Annotated in this window: 15 protein-coding genes and 1 tRNA gene; 12 read left to right on the plus strand and 4 right to left on the minus strand. The window is 68.5% G+C overall.

Annotated features, from left to right (window positions below; genetic code table 11):
- Positions 1 to 11 precede the first annotated feature (11 nt).
- The 3 genes from U1703_RS16720 to U1703_RS16730 all read right to left on the minus strand — a co-directional run bounded on the left by U1703_RS16720 (position 12) and on the right by U1703_RS16730 (position 6,506).
- The gene (locus tag U1703_RS16720) at positions 12 to 4,166 is read right to left on the minus strand and encodes a translocation/assembly module TamB domain-containing protein (protein ID WP_332786605.1); all 4,155 of its coding nucleotides are present in this window, start codon (positions 4,164 to 4,166) and stop codon (positions 12 to 14) included.
- Complete coding sequence (locus U1703_RS16725) at positions 4,163 to 6,166, minus strand: autotransporter assembly complex protein TamA (RefSeq protein WP_332786606.1); 2,004 nt, start codon at positions 6,164 to 6,166, stop codon at positions 4,163 to 4,165. Before U1703_RS16725 ends, U1703_RS16720 begins: the two co-directional genes overlap by 4 nt.
- A gap of 109 nt (positions 6,167 to 6,275) precedes the next feature.
- The gene (locus U1703_RS16730) at positions 6,276 to 6,506 is read right to left on the minus strand and encodes a hypothetical protein (protein WP_320453957.1); all 231 of its coding nucleotides are present in this window, start codon (positions 6,504 to 6,506) and stop codon (positions 6,276 to 6,278) included.
- A 135-nt stretch (positions 6,507 to 6,641) separates the two neighbouring features.
- Between U1703_RS16730 and U1703_RS16735 the strand changes: the two genes are divergently transcribed.
- Positions 6,642 to 6,854, plus strand: coding sequence for a hypothetical protein (locus tag U1703_RS16735; RefSeq protein ID WP_320453941.1), 213 nt, complete (start codon positions 6,642 to 6,644; stop codon positions 6,852 to 6,854).
- Between the two features lie 46 nt (positions 6,855 to 6,900).
- Here U1703_RS16735 and U1703_RS16740 read toward each other — a convergent pair whose 3' ends face one another.
- A complete protein-coding gene (locus tag U1703_RS16740) occupies positions 6,901 to 7,518 on the minus strand; it encodes a S24 family peptidase (RefSeq protein ID WP_332786607.1) in 618 nt (205 codons plus the stop codon).
- Between the two features lie 96 nt (positions 7,519 to 7,614).
- Here U1703_RS16740 and U1703_RS16745 point away from each other — a divergent pair, with 96 nt between their 5' ends.
- From U1703_RS16745 to U1703_RS16795, 11 genes are all read left to right on the plus strand, one after another.
- Complete coding sequence (locus U1703_RS16745) at positions 7,615 to 7,791, plus strand: hypothetical protein (protein ID WP_332786608.1); 177 nt, start codon at positions 7,615 to 7,617, stop codon at positions 7,789 to 7,791.
- Positions 7,788 to 8,165, plus strand: a complete 378-nt coding sequence (locus tag U1703_RS16750) for a hypothetical protein (protein WP_332786609.1) — start codon at positions 7,788 to 7,790, stop codon at positions 8,163 to 8,165. Before U1703_RS16745 ends, U1703_RS16750 begins: the two co-directional genes overlap by 4 nt.
- Before the next feature lie 88 nt (positions 8,166 to 8,253).
- Positions 8,254 to 10,383 carry a TonB-dependent receptor gene (locus U1703_RS16755; RefSeq protein WP_332786610.1) on the plus strand — a complete coding sequence of 710 codons (2,130 nt, stop codon included), beginning with the start codon at positions 8,254 to 8,256 and terminating at the stop codon, positions 10,381 to 10,383.
- 154 nt (positions 10,384 to 10,537) lie between these two features.
- Complete coding sequence (locus tag U1703_RS16760) at positions 10,538 to 11,722, plus strand: acyl-CoA dehydrogenase (RefSeq protein WP_332786611.1); 1,185 nt, start codon at positions 10,538 to 10,540, stop codon at positions 11,720 to 11,722.
- Between the two features lie 146 nt (positions 11,723 to 11,868).
- Positions 11,869 to 12,993 carry a CaiB/BaiF CoA transferase family protein gene (locus U1703_RS16765; protein ID WP_332786612.1) on the plus strand — a complete coding sequence of 375 codons (1,125 nt, stop codon included), beginning with the start codon at positions 11,869 to 11,871 and terminating at the stop codon, positions 12,991 to 12,993.
- 36 nt (positions 12,994 to 13,029) lie between these two features.
- A complete protein-coding gene (locus U1703_RS16770) occupies positions 13,030 to 13,584 on the plus strand; it encodes a (2Fe-2S)-binding protein (protein WP_332786613.1) in 555 nt (184 codons plus the stop codon).
- Positions 13,585 to 13,722: 138 nt separating this feature from the next.
- On the plus strand, positions 13,723 to 14,706 hold the full coding sequence (locus tag U1703_RS16775) for an RcnB family protein (protein WP_332786614.1): 984 nt from the start codon (positions 13,723 to 13,725) through the stop codon (positions 14,704 to 14,706).
- Between the two features lie 79 nt (positions 14,707 to 14,785).
- A complete protein-coding gene (locus tag U1703_RS16780; protein ID WP_332786615.1) occupies positions 14,786 to 15,475 on the plus strand; it encodes a 2OG-Fe(II) oxygenase in 690 nt (229 codons plus the stop codon).
- Between the two features lie 81 nt (positions 15,476 to 15,556).
- Positions 15,557 to 17,311, plus strand: a complete 1,755-nt coding sequence (recJ, locus tag U1703_RS16785) for a single-stranded-DNA-specific exonuclease RecJ (RefSeq protein ID WP_332786616.1) — start codon at positions 15,557 to 15,559, stop codon at positions 17,309 to 17,311.
- Positions 17,312 to 17,368: 57 nt separating this feature from the next.
- Positions 17,369 to 17,443 (plus strand) — tRNA-Glu (locus tag U1703_RS16790).
- An 84-nt stretch (positions 17,444 to 17,527) separates the two neighbouring features.
- Positions 17,528 to 19,315: a DUF6538 domain-containing protein gene (locus tag U1703_RS16795; RefSeq protein ID WP_332786617.1), complete on the plus strand. Its 1,788-nt coding sequence runs from the start codon at positions 17,528 to 17,530 to the stop codon at positions 19,313 to 19,315.
- The last annotated feature ends 78 nt before the right edge of the window (positions 19,316 to 19,393 follow it).

The raw sequence follows: 19,393 nt of genomic DNA on the forward strand, positions 1-19,393 counted from the left end.
GGGGCAACGCCTCAATAGTCCTTGGATATCCGCAGGTTCACATTCTGCCGCCCCAGCGTCGAGATGCTGGAGAGCAGCGACAGCCAGCGCGTGACCTGAAACTCGATCTGGGTCGCCGAGTAACCCTGCCCGTCGGTGATGATCTCGGCATAGAAACGCCGGGTGATGTACTTGCCCGCCGCGACGGAGGTGGCGCGGCCGATCTGCACGTCGGCGGGCAGGACGCGCAACCGGTCGAGCCCTGCCGCCCGCCGCACCGCATTGATCGGGTTCAGCCCGCGGCCACCGTCCTGAAGTGCGGCGACCGCCGCGGCCAGCTGCAACGCCTCGGGCGCGGACAGGCTGGCGATCGACGTGCCGAAGAGCAGACGCGAGAGCAGTTCGTCATTGGGCAGTGCCGGCGTGCTGGAAAAGCCGATCTCCGGCTTCAACGCGGTGCCGGTCACGCGGATCGTCGCGCTCAGCCCCTGGACATTGGCGTTGGCGGCAATGTCGAGCGCGGGGTTGGCGGGCACCTCTCCGCCGAAACGGATGACGCCGCGCGCCAGATCGAACTCGCGACCGGCAAATTCATAATCGCCGCGGATCAGCGTCGCCTGGCCGGTGATCGCCGGATTGTCGGGCGCGCCGCCGATCTTCAGGTCTGCCGACCATTCGCTGTTCAGGCCCAGACCCGAGACGATCAGGCCGTTTGGCGCCCTGGCCTGGATCGCAAGCGTCCAGGGCTTGCGCGGCACGTCGTCTTCCTCACCGCCGCCGGGGATGTTGATCTCCCGGATGTTGAGCTGCGGCACCGCCGTCGCCGCCGTCGCGCGGCCCAGGCGATAGCGGCTGCGGTTGAGGACCACGTCGCCCGAGATCGTGCCCCCCGCGCCATCGGAATGGATGGTCAGCGGCCCGGTGACCGTCGCACCGATATCGTCGCGGGCGATCATGACCGCATTGGCGGCATTCAGCGACAGGTCGAGGCCGACGCCGTTGGCCGCTGCAAACTCGAACTGCCCGGTGCCGCTGACCCGGCCGTCCTTGCCCGCCTGGCCGGTGAACCGGTCGATGACCAGGCGCGATCCGCCGAAGCGGCCGCTGGCCTGCACGTCGGTCAGGACGGTGCCGGTCGTGGCGCTTTCGATCCGCGCACCGACCGCCTTCACCGCACCGCGAATGACCGGCTGGCTCAGCGAGCCCGTCACGTCCGCGCCGATGGCGACCGGGCCCGACAGGTCGAACATCTCGACCCCGGTCAGCCGCCACAGCGTGTCGGCGGGCCCGGCATAGCGCAGCTGCGCGATCAGTCGCCCCGCCTGCATCCGCGCGGCCCAGTCCCCCGCGCCGCCGGGCACGATCAGCGCCTGGGCGCGCCCGATGGTCTTGCCCCCCGAGGCCATGACGGCGCGCACGCCCAGACGGTCGTCCGCCAACAGCCCCGCCACGCCCATGTCGATCGGCCGCGAGTTGAGGACTAGACCCGCTCGGGTCAGGCCGCGAATGGTCAGGTCGACCTTGCCCGTCGGCGCACCCGTCCCCTGGCGGATGGTGAGCGTGCCCGTCGCAGAACCACCCAGGCCCAAGCCCGGATAGCCGATATCGAGCACGGCCAGCGGCATCCGCGTCAGGCTGGCCTGGACCTCGGTCCCGTCGGCATCCTGCCGCCCGGCCAGCTTCGCCTCGCCCCCCGCAAAGCTCAACCGGGTCGGGGCCAAGACCCAGCCATCGTCCTCGCGCGTCACGATCGCGGGCGACAGCAGTTGCAATGGACGACGGTCCAGCGTCCCCTGCCCGTTCACCACGAAGCGGCCCGGCGTGACCTGGGTCACCGTCTGGATCGTGAAGGCGCGACCACGCGTGCCGGAGATGCCGACCCGCACCTCGCCCATACCGCCACGCAGCCGGGCGGTGCCGTTGAGCTGGGCGATGTTGAGGGCGCCGTGCCGCAGCCCCTGCGCCCTGGCCGACGCCTCGACCGACGCACCCGCCGGATCGAGCAACGTGACAAGGTCCAGCCGCCCCTGCCGCACCGTCACGCCCGCCAGTTGCGCCTGACGCGCCGCCAGATGCGCCTCGACCCGCTGCACGTCGTTTACGGGGCGGAACAGCAACTCGCCCGACACGCCGCCCCCCGCTACGTCGAGCCGCCCGTCAAAGCCCCCCTTGGCGACGGTCAGCGCCCCGGTGGCGCGGGCGCCCGCGACGAGCAGCGGGTTGAACTGGATCACCGCAGCCTGTCCTCGCGGCAACAGGATCGCACCGCTCGCCTGGAACGGCCCCAGCCGGGAACCACCGACCGCGCGAAAACCATAGCCCTGATCGGTCGGGTCAAGATGCGCCGTCACGCCGCTGAGCCCCATTGCCGCGTTCGGCGCGGCCAGCGTCAGGTCGAGCGTGGGCCGGTCGATCCGGCCGTCGAGCACCAGCTGGACCGGGCCATAGCTGCGCTGGCGTCCGCCACCGACGAAGCGGAACGTCCCGTCCCGCCGCCTTATGGCTTCGCCGGTCAGGCGGATATTGGGTCCGGTCAGCACCAGGCGACGGAAGCGGAACACGCCGTCCACACCGCGCTCCACGTCCGTGGTCAGATGCGGCAGACCGCCCGCCAGCGAACGGAGAAACGCATTGTCGAGCCGACGGACCTGCGCCTCGCCCTTGCCGACGACGCGCGTGCCGTGCCCATCAGCACCCGGCACCACGTTCAGGGTCGAGCGGACATCGACGATGCCCAGACCGGGGATCAGATAACGTTGCAGCGCGCCGTTCAAGGCGACGTCATAGCGCCCATTGGTCAGGTCGATGCGCAGCGCCAGCTTGCCCGCCAGCTTGTCGGAGCGCAGCACCAACCCCTGCCCGTCGATCGCGCGCGGCGTGATGCGCAAATTGCCCGCCACCGACAGGCGGTGCAGGATACCCCCTGCGACATCGCCGATGCCGGTCACACGTTGCGCCGTGAAGCGCACCGGCAGCGTCCAGGGCCAGGCACCGGTCAACCGCCCCTTGCCGCTCGCCCGCGCATCCTCGAACCCCGTCCGGTCGAAGGCGAAGCGACGCGCCGCCAGCGTATAGTCGAAGCTCGCGCGCTCGAAGGCACCGTCCAGCCGCGTGGTCAGCGCGATCGTCTGCCCGCTCATATTGGCGAACAGCGCGTTAGGCCGCAAAAGGGCGGCATCGATGCGCAGTCCCTCGAACCGATTGGCCCCCAGGTCGATCAGCCCGCGTGCCCGCACCCGCAGGGCGGGCGAGCGCAGGACCAGCGCGCCGTTCAGCCGCCGGTCGGTGAAATCGGCCTGTCCCGCGACCACGATGCGCGGTGCGGTCAAACGCTGCAACCGCCCGTGCAGGACCAGCGCAGGCGCGACGTCCCCCGACAGCGTATAGCGCCCGGCGCGCGCCGACAGACCGAGCGCCACCGCGCGTCGGTTCGCGATCGTCGCCCGCGCCCGCCCGTCCCAGCGCGACCAGCGGCCGGCCCCGTCGATGACGAGCGAGACGGGGGAACGGGCCCCGACCATCCGGGCCAGCACACCGTCCGCGCCGCCGCGTGCCGCGACGTCCAAATCGAACCGGTCGCGATCGGGCCGCGCATTCAGCCGCAGGCGCAGACGGTCGGTCCCCGCCACCAGCCCGTCGATCGCGACGAGCGCCCGGCCGTTCCGGATATCCGCCCGCCCCTGTATCCGCGCCACCCGCTGACGACCCAGCACGGGCGTGGCCAGGATCAGCCGGTCGAGCCGCAGCCGGTCGATTCGGATATCGAAATCGGGCAGGATCGGCCCCTGCCGCCCGGTCTTCCGGGTATGCGGCACATGATACAGCGTCGCCAGCGGTGCCTCGACCCGCCGGATGTCGAGCATCCCCCGCGTCCAGTTCCACGGCCGCCAGTCCAGCCGCGCCTGCGGCACCCGGACCAGGAGGCCGTCCAGGTCATAGACCCGCAGGTCGACCAGCCGCATGTCCGAATAGAGCGACCCGTCGATCCGCCCGATCGAAAAGCGCAGGCCCGTATCGGTACGGATGGTCGCGACCCGGTCGGCGACCCAGCGATGGCCGATCGACGTGTCGACGATCGCCAACGCGGCCAGCACGATGCCGACCAGTCCGGCCGCCGCGACCAATACGGCCCGCCCCCAGCGACGGCGCGCGCGTGGTGGCGGGGAAGGCTCGGGCGCGTCGCTCAAAAGGCCTGCCCCAGCGATACATAGACCGCGACCCGGCTGTCGCCGAGCTGCGGGTTGAGCGGCGTGCCGACGTCCAGGCGGATCGGGCCGAAATTGGAATAATAACGCACGCCCAGCCCGGTGCCGAAGCGCAGGCCGGTCAGGCGCGGCAGTGGCGAGGTCGAGATGTTGCCCGCATCCAGGAACGGCACGATGCCGAAATTGCCGAAGGTGCGCACCCGCGCCTCGATCGAGAATTCGGCCAGGCTGCGCCCGCCGATCGGATCGTTGTTCGCGTCGCGCGGCCCGATCGCCTGAAAGCCGTAGCCCCGCACCGAGGCGCCGCCGCCCGCATAGAAACGCCGCGACGGGGCGATCTGGTCGCGCGGCGCGCCCAGGATCGTGCCCAGCCGGGTCCGCGCGGCCAGCACGACCCGCTTGCCGAACGGGTGGTACAGGCTGGCGTCGACCTGTGTGCGGGTATAGCCGAAGACGCTGCCCTGGAGCGACAGTTCGGGGCTGAGCCGCCCGCCGAGGCGAAAGCCGCGCGTCGGGTTGAGCAGGTCGTCGGACCCGTCATAGTTCAGGCTGGTCGGCAACGCGCCGATGAAGAATGTCCGCCGACGCGGCTGGCCCGTGCTCTCGATCACGTCGCGCTCGTCCGAGGTCAGCAGCTCGGCACCCAGCGACCAGGTCCAGGTCTTCTGGAAGAAGATGTTGGTCTGTCGCTCCAACCCGGCCGACAGCGACAGCGTCTTGGCCTCATAGGCATCGCGCAGGATGTGTGCGGCGGAGAATTGCGCCGTCAGCACCCGGTCGCGCCCCTGGAAGTTGTTGCGTCGAAAGACGACCGCGCCCAGCTGCTCGCGCGTGCCCAGCACGCTGCGCAGGGTCAGCGCGCCTTCGGGCGGGAAGAGGTTGCGGTCGGTCCAGTTGATCGTGGCGCTTGCGCCTTCGCCGGTGCCGTAACCCAACTCGCCCGCGATGGTATGCGGCGGCGCCGGTTCAAGAGCCACGGCGATATCCACCGTTTCGGGCGTGGCGCCGGGCACGGGCTTCACATCGACCGACGAGACGAGGCCGGTCTGGACCAGTGCCCGGCGCAGATCGTCAAGTCCGGCGGAATCGTAAGGCTCGCCCGGTCGGAACCGCGCAATGTCCTGGACATGGGCGGCGTCGAACAACTTGTCGTTCGCCATGACGATCCGGCCATAACGACGCGGCGAGCCCGGATCGACCGACAGGTCCAGCGTCGCGGTACGCTCCGCCCGGTCGACCACGATCCGGGGCTCGGCCACCTTGGCAAAGGGAAAGCCCTCCTCGCCCACCGCCGCCTTCAGTCGCGCCTCGCCCGCCACGATCGTGTCGGCGTTGACGGGATCGCCGGGCTTGATACCGAACGCCGTCTCCAGCGACCGCGCCTTGTCTCCCGCCGCCTGCACTCCCTCCAGCGTGATGCCCGCGAACCGGTAGAGATTGCCCGGTACGGCCTCCAGCACGACGGTGGGCTGGTCGCCCGGCTCGATCCGGGTGGCGACCTGGGCATCGTAATAGCCCGCCCCGCGCAACAAATTGGTCAGCAGCGCGGCGTCTTCGCGCGCGCGGCGGTCGAGCTGCGCGGCATTGGCGGGTTCGTCGTCATTGGCATCGAGCGAGGACAACTGGTCGAAACGCTGGCGGACGAGCGCACCTGCTCCGTCGATCCCCTCGACCCGCCAGCGATAACGCCGCTCGGCCGCCGCATCGACCCGTCCCGCCATGACGCCTGCCGGATCGCCCGGCGCGGTCGCCAGATCGGGCCAGGCGACGCCGATCTCGGGCAGCGGGGCCAGCGGCGCGGTCGGGTCGAGCATCGTGGGATCGTCGACATCGGGCGACGGCGTGGTCTGCGCGGGCGGCTTGCCGGGCGCGGCGGATGCGGTCTGCGCAACGGCGCGGCCGGACCAGCCCGTGCCGCCCACCCCCATTGCGATGCATAAGATGGCGGCCGAGCGGCACGGCCGCCTGACGCGGACCATCATGCAGCAATCCCTAGCCGCGCGAAGGCGATAACGACACCCCCAAGCCACCTCGCTTGAACAGATTTGCCGATCCGGTGGTCGCGCAACGACGGCGCGCCGCTCCACGGCCTCAATGGATGGTGCCGAAAACCTCGTCATGCGCCAGCAGGGCGATCAGCCGCTCAATCTGACGCCAGCGGCAGAAATGTATATAGTTGCCCAGCCCCCGGCTGCGATCCGCGCGCGCCGCCGCCTCGCCCCCCGCCGATTCGCCGAACGTCCTCATCAGCGCCGCCGCGGTCGCCACGTCGTTGTCGCTGACGAACGGCGTGACGGGACGGAAGTCGCGGTGATCGTACATGTATACCCCGAATACGAGCCTGGAACGAATGTCCGACTAAGCCGGGGTTATGAATGGAGCCCCCCCGCGGCTGGTTAGCGGCTTGTCAACCATGGTGCGACTGGCCGGATCGCGTCCGCCGTGACAGGATGGGGCATGACCGATCCCCTTGATCCCCTGCCCCCGCCCGTTTCCCCGCCTGCACCGCCATCGGCCTCGACCGGGCCTGCGGGCGGCATCTTCATCGCCCTGGGTGTGGTCGGCGGAATCGTCGGGGGCGTGGCCACCGGCGAGGTCACGCTGGGCGTCCTGATCGGCTTGGCGATCGGCATCGCCGTCGCGCTTCTACTGTGGTGGCGCGGGCGATAGGGTCTCCGGTTCCTCTCCACTGTTGGGCAGAAAGGGGGCATCGGCCTTAATTCGGCATCCGCATCTGCCACACCACGCGGCCGATCACCGCGATCGGTCCATCGGGCAATGGCGGTGCGGCGGGATTGTCGCTGGATGCCGTCAATCCCTGCGCCCCGGCGCGGACCCGCTTGACCAGCAGCGCGTCGCCGATGCGGATGACGTAGAGCCCGCCGCGCGCGGTCGGGCGCACATCGTCCTGGTCCACCACCAGATGATCGCCGTCGAGCAACCCCGGCGCCATCGAATCACCACGCACCCGGATGACCGAGGCCGACCCGTCGCGCAGTCCCAGCCTGCGCGCCAGTTGGCGGTCGATCGCCTCGACGCCCAGCATCACCTCGCCGTCCACGGTCGCGCCCGGCCCGGCGGAAGCCGCCACCGCCAGCCGTCGCATCAGCATCGGCCCGGCCTCGGGCGAAGCGCCCAGCCGCGTTTCGGACACCCCGAAAAACTCCGCCAGCTGTCGTCGATCCCCCTCCGCCAGCACGCGCGGCGTGCCCCGCTGCACGAACTGCTGGAGATAGGCCTCGTTGCGCCCCAGCATCCGCGACAGCGCCGCCAGACTGACCCCCGCCTGTGCCGCAAGCGCCTGAATTGCCGTCCTGATCTCGGAGCCCGTCATAGCCGATGATATAGGCATAGGAATTTTCCTAGACAAGTTGGAAATGAGAACGGATCATGAACATTCAAACGGGAATCGGACTTTGGGAGAATGTCCATGGAATTGCTGAGGCTGATCGAAGGCTATCTGAAAACGACGCATATGCCGGAAACGAAATTCGGGCGACTGGCGGTCAATGATCCACGGCTGGTCAGCGACCTGCGCAAGGGGCGCGAGCCGGGCACGCAGATGATCGCCCGCGTTGCCGCCTTCATCCGGGGGCCGCAGGCATGATCGCGACAGCCTCCCTGCTCCATCCGTCGCATCACGCGACGGCGCAGCCGAAATCGCCCTATCGCATCCGCCGCCCCGTCGATCGCGGCGAGCGTCTGGCGCGTATCCTGTCCGGCGATGCGATGCGCGCCGGATGCCCGGTCGTGCTTGAGGTGGAGGACGTCACGCCCTGGTCCTCGGCGACGTTCGCCGGGGTCGTCGTCACCCTCACGCTGACGGCGCGCGCCGCCCCGGCCCTGTTCGCCTGGCTGGCGGAACTGCCGGATCGCGACCTGCCGATGGGGCGCGACATCGTAGCCGATCTGACGGTCGAGCCGGTGGACGACGCCTGGCGTCTGCGCGCGCTGCTCTGTCTCGATGCGGCGAATGGATGACGGCGACGCCATTCAGGCGTCATTTTTCGCTTGATATGTTGTATCACCTCGCTACGCAGCAGGGCTTCATTCCTCGGGAGCCCTGTTCGTGTTCAAGCCTGTCCTCCTGTCCGGCCTGTCGGCCACCGCGCTCGCCAGCCTGCTCGCGGCCCCCGCCGTCGCCCAGTCCAACGCGCCCACCGCCAATCGCGGTCGCGAGATCGTGGTGACCGCGCCGGTCCAGCAGTCCGAGGCCGATGTGCTGGCGGGCACCTCGATCGTGACGGGTGACGAACTGCAACGCTCGATCCGCCCGACCATCGGCGAGACGCTGGCGCGCCAGCCGGGTGTGTCGGCGACCTCGTTCGGCCCCAACGCCTCGCGCCCGGTGCTCCGCGGTTTCCAGGGCGAGCGTATCCGCGTCCTGTCCGACGGCATCGGTTCGATCGACGTGTCGAACACCAGCGTCGATCATGCGGTCGTCATCAACCCCCTGCTCGCCGAGCGGGTCGAGGTGCTGCGCGGCCCCTCCGCCCTGCTGTTCGGATCGTCGGCGGTCGGCGGCGTGGTCAATGTGATCGACACCCGCATCCCGCGCACGGTGCCCGAAAACGGCTATCGCCTGTCGGGCATGGGCTCCTATGGCTCGGCCGCCAATGAGCGATCGGTGGCCGGGGCCGCCGATGTCGCGGTGGGCAAGCAGTTCGTGCTGCACGCCGATGGCTCCTATCTGAAGACCGACGACCTGAAGATCGGCGGCTATGTCCTGAGCCCGCGCGCGCGTGCCCAGGCGCAGGCCGCCGCCGCGCAGGCCCCGAACGATCCGCTGAACTTCGGCGCGGTCGCGAACCTGCGCGGTCGCCTGCCCAACACCGCCAGCGAGACCTGGACCGCAGGCCTGGGCGGCGCGCTGATCACCGACACCGGTTCGCTGGGCATCGCCTACAGCCATTATGACAGCCTGTACGGCGTTCCGGTCCGCTACAATCTGACGCCCGGCGGCGAGGAGCCGGAGGCCCCGCGCCTCAGCCTGGTCCAGAACCGCCTCGACCTGCGCGGTGAGATCGAGACGGGCGGCGGCTTCCTGGACCGCATCCGCCTGCGCGCCGGGGCGGCCGAGTATCGCCACTTCGAGCTGGAGGAAACCGGCGAGGTCGGCACCGCCTTCTACAACAAGGGCATCGAAAGCCGCGTCGAACTGGTCCAGGCCAAGCGCGGCGGCTGGCAGGGTGCGTCGGGCGTGCAGTTCTTCAACCGCGACTTCGACGTGCGCGGCGAAGAGGCGTTCCTGCCCCGCAACAACACCGCGCAGGTCGGCCTGTTCACGCTGCAACAGCTGGATCGCGGCGCGTTCAAGATGGAGGCGGGTGCCCGCTTCGAGCATACCTCGCTGACCGCGCGCACCGCCGTCACCGACGACCGCTTCTTCCGGGGCCAGCGCAACTTCGACGCCTTTTCGGGTTCGATCGGCGCCAGCTACGGCTTTGCCCCCGACTGGCGGGCGGGCCTGAACCTGTCGCGCACCGAACGCGCGCCCTCGGCCGAAGAACTGTTCGCCAACGGCCCACACGCCGGGACCGAGGCCTATGAACTGGGCAACCCCGACTTCAAGAAGGAAGCGAGCTGGGGCATCGAGGCGACCGTCCACGGTCACGGCGACGGCTATAGCTTCGACGCGTCCGCCTATTACAACCGCTTCTCCAACTACATCTATGACGCGCTGGTGCAGCAGGGTCCGTGCGAAGCCGCCGCCGCACCGTCGGGCCGTGAGGTCGACCTGCCCTGCTTCCAATATGCGCAGGCCGATGCCCGCTATTACGGCATCGAGGCGGAGGGTTCGCTGCGCCTCGCCACGCTGGGCAAATACGCGATCAACGCCGACCTGCTCGGCGACTATGTCCATGCCCAGATCATCGGCACCGGCCCTGCCCCGCGCATCCCGCCCCTGCGCCTGCTCGGCGGGCTCGAGGCGCAGTCGGACCGCGTGAACGCGCGCGTCGAGGTCGAACGCAGCTTCCGCCAGACCCGCGTGCTGGGCCTGGAGACGCCGACCAACGGCTTCACGCTCGTCAACGCCTCGGTCCAGCTCAAGCCCTGGGGCACGCTGAACCCGACGACGCTGACCCTGTCGGCGAACAACATCTTCGATGTCGACGCGCGCCGCCATGCCAGCGTCCTCAAGGACTTCGCACCGCTGTCCGGGCGCGACCTGCGCGCGACGCTCAGCTTCAAGCTCTGACGCCACCCCCCCTTTGGCGCGTTGGAAAGACTGGCCCTTCCCGCTTCCCGCGGGAGGGGCCTTTTGTATGTATCCGGCCCACGCCCCGTCGCGGCCGGGGGTGGACAAAGCCGCCCGCCTTGCCGAGAAGCGAGGGACATAAGGAGAGAGATCAATGTCCCCGATGGGCAAGTTCGACTGGGCGGACCCGTTCCTGCTCGACGACCAGCTGAGCGATGACGAGCGGATGATCCGCGACACCGCGCGCGCCTATGCCGACGACCGACTGGCCCCGCGCATCATCGAGGCGTTCGCGAACGAGCATACCGATGTCGCGATCTTCCGCGAGATGGGCGAGCTGGGGCTGTTGGGCCCGACCATCCCGGAGGAATATGGCGGCGTGGGCGCATCCTATGTCGCGTACGGCCTGATCGCGCGCGAGGTGGAGCGGATCGACAGCGGATACCGCTCGATGATGAGCGTGCAGTCCAGCCTCGTCATGTATCCGATCCATGCCTATGGCTCGGACGAACAGAGGCACCGTTACCTCCCCAGGCTGGCCAGCGGCGAGTGGATCGGCTGTTTCGGCCTGACCGAACCCGATGCGGGCTCCGACCCCGGCGGCATGCGCACCACCGCGAAGAAGGTGGACGGCGGCTATGTCCTGTCCGGGGCCAAGACCTGGATTTCGAACTCCCCGATCGCCGATGTCTTCGTGATCTGGGCCAAGTCGGAGGCGCATGGCGGTGTGATCCGGGGCTTCGTGCTGGAAAAGGGCATGAAGGGGCTGTCCGCGCCCAAGATCGACAACAAGCTGTCCTTGCGCGCATCGATCACCGGCATGGTGATGATGGACGAGGTGGCGGTGGGCGAGGACGCGCTGCTGCCGCATGTCGAGGGGCTGAAGGGTCCGTTCGGCTGCCTCAACCGCGCTCGCTACGGCATCAGTTGGGGCGCGATGGGCGCGGCGGAGTTCTGCTTCCACGCGGCGCGCCAGTACGGCCTGGACCGCAAGCAGTTCGGCAGACCATTGGCCGCGACTCAGCTCTACCAGAAGAAGCTGGCCGATATGGAGACCGAGATCGCGCTGGGCCTGCAGGCGTCGCTACGCGTCGGGCGGCTGATGGACGAAGGCCGGTTCGCGCCCGAGATGATCTCGATCGTCAAGCGCAACAATGTCGGCAAGGCGCTGGATATCGCGCGGGCGTCGCGCGACATGCATGGCGGCAACGGCATTTCGGGCGAATATCAGGTGATGCGCCATCTGGTGAACCTGGAGACGGTCAACACCTATGAAGGGGCGCACGACGTCCATGCGCTGATCCTGGGCCGCGCGATCACGGGGATCGCGGCGTTTTGAGCATTACGCAAATCCTCCCCATCTCCGATGGGGAGGGGGACCGTGGCCGAAGGCCATGGTGGAGGGGCATGGCAGGTTCGTCGTGCCCCTCCACCATCGCTGGCGCGATGGTCCCCCTCCCCAAGCACAGCTTGGGGAGGATTTAGATGGCCAAACCCGCCCCCCTCACCGGCCTGAAGGTCGTCGAACTCGCCCGCATTCTCGCCGGTCCCTGGGCAGGCCAGGTGCTGGCCGATCTCGGTGCGAAGGTGATCAAGGTCGAGAGCCCCGAGGGTGACGATACCCGCCGCTGGGGTCCGCCCTTCATCGACAACCCGGACGGCAGCCGGGATGCGGCCTATTTCCACGCCGCCAATCGCGGCAAGACCTCGCTTGTCGCCGACTTCGCCACACCCGAGGGGCAGGCCAGGGTCCGCGACCTGATCGCCGACGCCGATGTCGTGATCGAGAATTTCAAGCTGGGCGGCCTCGCCCGCTATGGCCTGGACTATGCCAGCCTGTCGGCGATCAACCCGCGCCTGATCTATTGCTCGATCACCGGCTTCGGGCAGGACGGCCCCTATGCGCCGCGTGCGGGATACGACTTCATCGTGCAGGGCATGAGCGGCATCATGGACCTGACCGGCGAACCAGACGGCGCGCCGCAGAAGATCGGCGTGGCGCTGGCCGACATCATGACCGGGCTCTATGCGGTGATCGCGATCCAGGCCGCGCTGCACATGCGGACGCGCACCGGTCGGGGGCAGCAGATCGACATGGCGCTGCTCGACACGATGACCGGCGTACTGGCGAACCAGGCGATGAACTATCTCGCTTCGGGCCGGACGCCGACGCGGCTGGGCAATGCGCATCCCAACATCGTCCCCTATGCCGCCTTCCCGGCGAGCGATGGCTGGTTCATCCTGGCCGTCGGCAACGATGCGCAGTTCCGGCGCTTTGCGAAGGTGGTCGGGATCGATGGCGACGACCCGCGCTTTGCGACCAATGCGCTGCGCTGCGAACATCGCGACACGCTGACCCCGGTGATCGAGGTCGCCACCGCCCGCTGGCCGCGCGACGCATTGCTGGCCGCGCTGGAGGCCGCCGGCGTCCCGGCCGGGCCGATCAACACCGTCGAACAGGCCTTTGCCGACCCGCAGATCTTGGCGCGCGGCCTTGCCATCCTGCCCGAGCGGCCGGACGGATCGAGCGTGCCGGGCGTGCGCACGCCGATCCGGTTTTCGGACGCGGACCTGTCGCTCGACCGTGCCGCGCCGTTGCTGGATCGGTAGCACCCGCCCCGCGCATCGGCTAAGCCCGGCTTCGCGATGTCCAGCTTCACCGTCAACAACCAGCCCGTCCGCTATCGCCTGCCGCCCGACACGCCGCTGCTCTGGGCGCTGCGCGATGCGTCGAACCTGACCGGCACCAAATATGGCTGCGGCACCGGCGATTGCGGCGCATGCACGGTCGATATCGACGGCCGCGCGGTCCGAAGCTGTCAGGTATCGATCGGCCGGATCGAGGGCAGCGTCGTCACCACGATCGAGGGCCTGTCCCGCGACCGCTCGCACCCGGTTCAGCAGGCTTTTCTGGCGGCCAATGTCAGCCAGTGCGGCTATTGCATCCCCGGCATGGTGATGGCCGCCGCCGCGCTGATCCGCCAGCATCCCGACCCGTCGGAGGAAATGATCCGCGCGCAGATCACGAACCTGTGCCGCTGCGGCATCTACCCCCGTCTGGTCGATGCCATCCAGCGCGCCGCCCGCGCAGGCCGCGGCGAGGAAACCATTCCCGCCGCCCCGATGCCCGGCACCGATCCCGCCGACGCCGCCCGTGCCGTCCCCGCGCTGGTGCCGGGGGCGATGCCCGAGGAGCGCTGAGGCCCGCTTTCACCGGCATGATCGCGCCATGATTCTTTCACGTTGCTGACAGGCCAGTTCAGCAACCGCTCAACGCACGTCTGGCAGAACCCGTCTCATGATCGGGGTCGGCTCGTGCGCCGACACATGGGGTAAGCGATGATGAACAGGCGTTGGATGGCGGCTCTGCTGGCGGCGACGGCGATGGTGGCGGGGGCGACCCCGGCGGCGGCACGTGCACAGGACCTGCGGATGGATGAAGGCCCGCGCGCCCGGCCCGAGGGTGGTCCGCCGCGTGGCGGCCCGGGCGGGCCCGGTGGTCCGGCCGGACGGCTGGAGCGCAGCGAGGGGCGGCCATTGTTCAACAACCGCGAATCCTTCCCCGAAAACCGTCCGGCCTTTCGCCCGGACCATGCCGAGGCCCCGCGCCCGCCCCAGGCCGCACCGCGCGTCGACCCGCGCGACGGCGGTGGGCGCGGCGAGCGTTGGCGCAACCGACCCGAGCCGTCACCCGCGCCCGTTCCCGGCCAGGAACGCGCATGGGGGAATTCCGGGGGCAATCGCGGCGGCTGGCGCGACCAGTCCAGGCCTGCGCCCATGCCGCGCCCCGATCCGGGGGCCAGCGGCGTGCGGGTCTACCGCCAGGATCGGGGGCCCGACGGATGGCGTGGCGACCGTGGCCAGCAATGGCAGGACCAGCGCCAGGACCAACGCTGGCGTGACGACGAACGTCGCCAGCGGGAAGAGCGCGACCGCTTCCGCCGCAACAATGGTGACTGGCGCGACCATGGCGATCAATCCTATGGTTTCGCCGAGCGGCGCAACTGGGCGGATCAATGGAATCGCGGCTGGCGGCGCGACCGGCGTTACGACTGGATGGGCTGGCGATCGCTGAACCGGGGCGCCTATCACCTGCCGCGCTATTACGGGCCGGGCGGCGGCTATGGCTATCAGCGCTTTTCCAGCGGCGTGATCCTGGAGCCGATGTTCTTCGGCCAGAGTTACTGGCTGGACGATCCGTTCGCCTATCGCCTGCCGCCCGCCTACGGCGCGTATCGCTGGGTCCGTTATTATAACGACGCGATCCTGGTCGATGTGCGCAGCGGCCTGGTCGTCGACGTGGTGTACGACATCTTCTGGTGACGCGTTGGACGGGACGGGAGGGGACCATGGCACCCCCTCCCCTCTTGTGTTTGGCGCGCGGCCATCGCAAATCGGCAGCATGTCGTTCTTTTCGAGGAAGCCGAAGGGCAATCCCGCCGCCTCCCCCGTCCGCGCGCACTTCGGGGCGACCGTCGGCCAGCATCTCGACGCCAACCCGGCCGTCACCCGCGTGGCGACCGACACGGCGCAGATTTATTATCAAGCCGATTTCCTGACCGGTCGACAATGCGACGCGCTGATGGCAATGATCGACTCCAACCGGCGGCCCTCGACCCTGTTGTCCGACCGGCCGGACTACGGCTTTCGCACATCGGAAAGCTGCGACATGGCCCGCTGGTCACCCGATGTGCAGCCGATCGACGAGTCGATCGCGGCCCTCCTCGGCATCGCGCCCGAACAGGGCGAGACGATGCAGGGACAGCGTTACGCGCCGGGCCAGCAGTTTCGCGCGCACCATGATTATTTCCATGAAAGCGAAAGCTATTGGGAACGGGTGCGCGTCCATGGCGGACAGCGGACCTGGACCGCGATGATCTATCTCAACGACGTGGCGGAGGGCGGCGCGACCTGGTTTCCCCAGGCGGGTATCCGCGTGGCTCCGCGTCGCGGCCTGCTGCTGGCCTGGAACAACATGAAGCTCGACGGCAGCCCCAACGAAATGACTCTCCACGAGGGCATGCCGGTGGTCGAGGGCACGAAGTACGTCATCACCAAATGGTTTCGCGAGGGCAACTGGGTCAGCCACTAAGCGGCGCCCACCGCTCTTGTCGCGACTCCATGCGGCATGGCATGGCGTTCGCGTGACGTTCCCGCTTATCGTGATCCGCCCATGACCGAGGTTCTCGGCATCGCCCAGTCCATCCTTGGCCAACCCTGGCGTTGGCGTGCGCTCGCCGCCGATGCGCGCGACGGGCTGGGCCATGACGATCTGGTCGCCCAGTTGCTGCTGGCGCGCGGCTGTCCGCCCGACGCGATCGAGGCGCATCGCATGCCGTCGATCCGGGGCTTCATGCCCGATCCGTCGATCTTCCGCGACATGGACCGCGCCGCCGATCGCTTGGCCGACGCGGTGATCGCGGGCGAGGCCGTGGCGATCTTCGGCGACTATGACGTCGACGGTGCGACGTCGGCGGCGGTGATGGTCCGGTTGCTCCGCGACCTGGGCCTGAACGCCCGCCCCTATATCCCCGATCGCATGACCGAGGGCTATGGCCCGACGGCGGGCGCGCTGCTCCGCCTCCAGGCGGAGGGAGCGAACCTGATCGTGACCGTCGATTGCGGCGCGCAGGCCTTCGAACCGCTGGCCGCGGCGCAGGCGGCGGGCATCGAGATTCTGGTGGTCGACCACCATAAATGCGCGACCGAGCTCCCCCTCGCCCATGCCGTGGTGAATCCCAACCGACTGGACGAAACCGAGGGGGCCGCGCACGGTCACCTGGCGGCGGTCGGCGTGTGCTTCCTGCTGGGGGCCGCGCTGATCCGCACCTTGCGCGCGCGCGGTTTCTTTGCCGATCGGCCCGAGCCGCGACTGCTCGACCTGCTCGACCTCGTCGCGCTGGGCACGGTGGCCGACGTCGCGCCGCTCAAGGGCCTGAACCGCGCCTTCGTCGCCCAGGGACTGAAGGTCATGGCCCAGCGGCGCAATGTCGGCCTGTCCGCGCTGACCGAGGCGGCGCGTCTGACCCGCGCGCCGACCTGTGCGGACCTGGGCTTTGCGCTGGGCCCGCGGATCAACGCGGGCGGGCGGGTCGGTCGCGCCGATCTGGGCGTCCGCCTGTTGACGACCGACGACCCGGTCGAGGCCCGTGCGATCGCCGAGGAGTTGAACCATTTCAACGACGAACGCCGCGCGATCGAGGCGGGCGTGCAGGCCGTCGCCGAAACCACCGTCGATCGGAACCGACAGGTGGCGGTCGTCTCCGGCGAAGGCTGGCATCCCGGCGTCATCGGCATCGTCGCCGGACGGCTCAAGGAAAAGCTCGACCGCCCCGCCATCGTCATCGCGGTGGACGAACATGGGCTGGGCAAGGGCTCGGGCCGCTCGATCACCGGGGTCGATCTGGGCGCGGCGATCCTGGCCGCCAAGGAACACGGCCTGCTGATCGCCGGCGGCGGACACGCCATGGCGGCGGGCCTGACGATCGAGGCGGGTCGGATCGCCGAGTTTGCCGACTTTCTGGAGGAACGGCTGGCCGAGGCGGTCGTGCGCGCCAGTGCGGGCCGCGCGCTGCTGGTCGACGCGGTCCTGGCCCCCGGCGGAGTCAATCCGGGCCTGGTCGGCGCGATGGAGGCGGGCGGCCCCTATGGCATGGGCTGGCCCGCCCCCCGGATCGCCGCCGGCCCCTTCCGCGTGATCAAGGCCGATCTGGTCGGCACCAACCATGTCCGCGCGATCGTCGCGGGCGCGGACGGACGCAGCCTGAAGGCCATGGCCTTCCGCCAGGCCGACACCGTGCTCGGCCAAGCCCTGCTGGGCGCCGGAAGCAGCCGTCGCCTGTGGCTGGCGGGCCGTGCCAAGGTCGACGACTGGTCGGGCCGCGACGTCGCCGAACTGCATATCGACGACGCCGCATGGGCCGACTGAAAAAAGCGCTTGACGGTTTCGACACCCTCCCTTAGAGGCCCCTCCACGCCACCCGGCGGCCCCTTCGTCTAGCGGTTAGGACGCGGCCCTTTCACGGCTGAAACACGGGTTCGATTCCCGTAGGGGTCACCATCTGCGCTCAAGAGCGCAGAATTGCGCGATTAAGCCATTCTTTGCCGCTCGCTGGTACAGCGCACAGGTACAGCGAGCACTGAAATGGCCCTTATGGCGACACCCTGGAAACACCCTTCGACCGGCGTTTATTACCTGCGCCGACAGATTCCCGAAAAGCTGCGCCCCGCATTCGACGGCAAGGCGTTGTGGAAGGTATCGCTGGGCACCAAGAATGGCAGCGAGGCCACGGTGCTCTTCCTCCAAGCCAACGCCGCACTTGAACAGCGGTTCGAAGAGGCGGGAGCCCGGCTGAAGGCAACGGGCAGCCCCTGCCCTTCCGCGCGCGACCGTGCCGACGAAATGGTATTCGCCTATTTCCAGGGCCCCGAATTCAAGACTGGCGGACTGGATGGTGAAGAACGGCTGCTACTGGCCAGGCTGGAACTCGATCGTGGGTTGTGGAACGCGACCCCGACCGGATGCAGTTCCCCTGCCTCTCTGCATGACCAGCAATGGTGGGAAATGGCGAATAACGCCGCACTGTTCCGCGATCATCCCGGACGCAAGCCGACCCTAGGCCATGCGCCCGGTACGATCTGGCGCTGGGGCGATGAAAGCTTCCGTCCTGATGCCAGAAACCAACAGATTGGCCGTATCGTCAGCCAGATCGCCCGGCACAATAACACTACAGCATCCGATCTCCCCGAAGGCATCGAGGCCGCGATCAGGACCTATCTCGACGCGGTCCCGGTCGAAACGCCCAAGGCCCGCAAGCGTCGTCCGACCTCGGGCCGTCTACGCCCCGACGTGCGCCTGATGGAATTGTTCGCGGACTGGCAGGCGGTGATGCAGCCCTCCCTGCAGAGCGCGCACGAGTATGAGGGTGCCGCACGCGATTTCATCGATTTCATCGGCGACATCCCCGTCGAGGAGGTCGTCAACAACGACCTCCTCGATTATCGCGACGAGGCGGCCCATCTGCCTGCCTCCATGCCGCGCGCCGATCGCGGGCTGAGCTTTACCGAACGCCTCAATCGCCATCGGTATTCCGATACGCCCCGGATCAGCCCTGCGACGCTCAAGAAACGGGTGGGCGCGATCCAGGCGCTGCTGAGCTTCGCCAAGGGCCAGAAGTGGATCAGCCGCAACGAGGGCCGCGATGTGCCGATCCTCGGCTATTCCAAGACCGGTGCCGCCGCTCGCCAGACCTTTCAGGAAGAGGAGTTGCAACGGCTGTTCGCCAGCCCTCTGTTCACCGCCCCCGCGACGTGGAAGCAGGATCGTCTGGTCAGCGACATGACGCTGTACTGGCTATTTCTGCTCGGCCTGACGACGGGCGCCCGGCTGGAGGAAGTCGGCCAGGCCATGATCGCCGATGTGAAAGCCGATGGCACCATCACCTATATCGACATCGACGATTATGCGGCCGAGGCCAGCGATGACAGTAAATCGATCAAGACGGCAACGTCACGCCGGCTCGTACCTGTCCATGCCATACTGATCGAACTGGGCTTTCGCGATTACATCAAGGCGGTGAAGAAGGCCGGACACACTCGACTTTTCCCCGATCTGGTTCCCAACGGCTTCGGCAAGCGGACGAAAGAGGCCTCGCGCATCGCCAACCGTGTCATCGATCGATACGTCTCGACCGACGCCCGGTTGGTCTTCCACAGCTTCCGTCATGGCTTCAAGGACCTCGCTCTGGAAGCGGGCGTGCTGGAACGGATCGTCGACCAGATTTGCGGCCACGCCGCAACCACAGTCGGGGGAAAATACGGCCAGGGGGTTCGCTTGGCGATCCTGAACCGCGAACTTCATAAAGTCGATTGGTCGTTTCTCGATTGGGCCGCATTTGACCTGCTCCCCATTTTCAGGCCACCGATAAGTTAGCTTCGGTGTCCTCATGCCCGTGGCGCGGGCGGTTGGTGAAGTCGGCGGGTGCCATGCCGCCGAGGCTGCTGTGCGGAC

The organism is Sphingomonas flavida, assembly GCF_036663655.1.
GTDB lineage: Bacteria > Pseudomonadota > Alphaproteobacteria > Sphingomonadales > Sphingomonadaceae > Sphingomonas.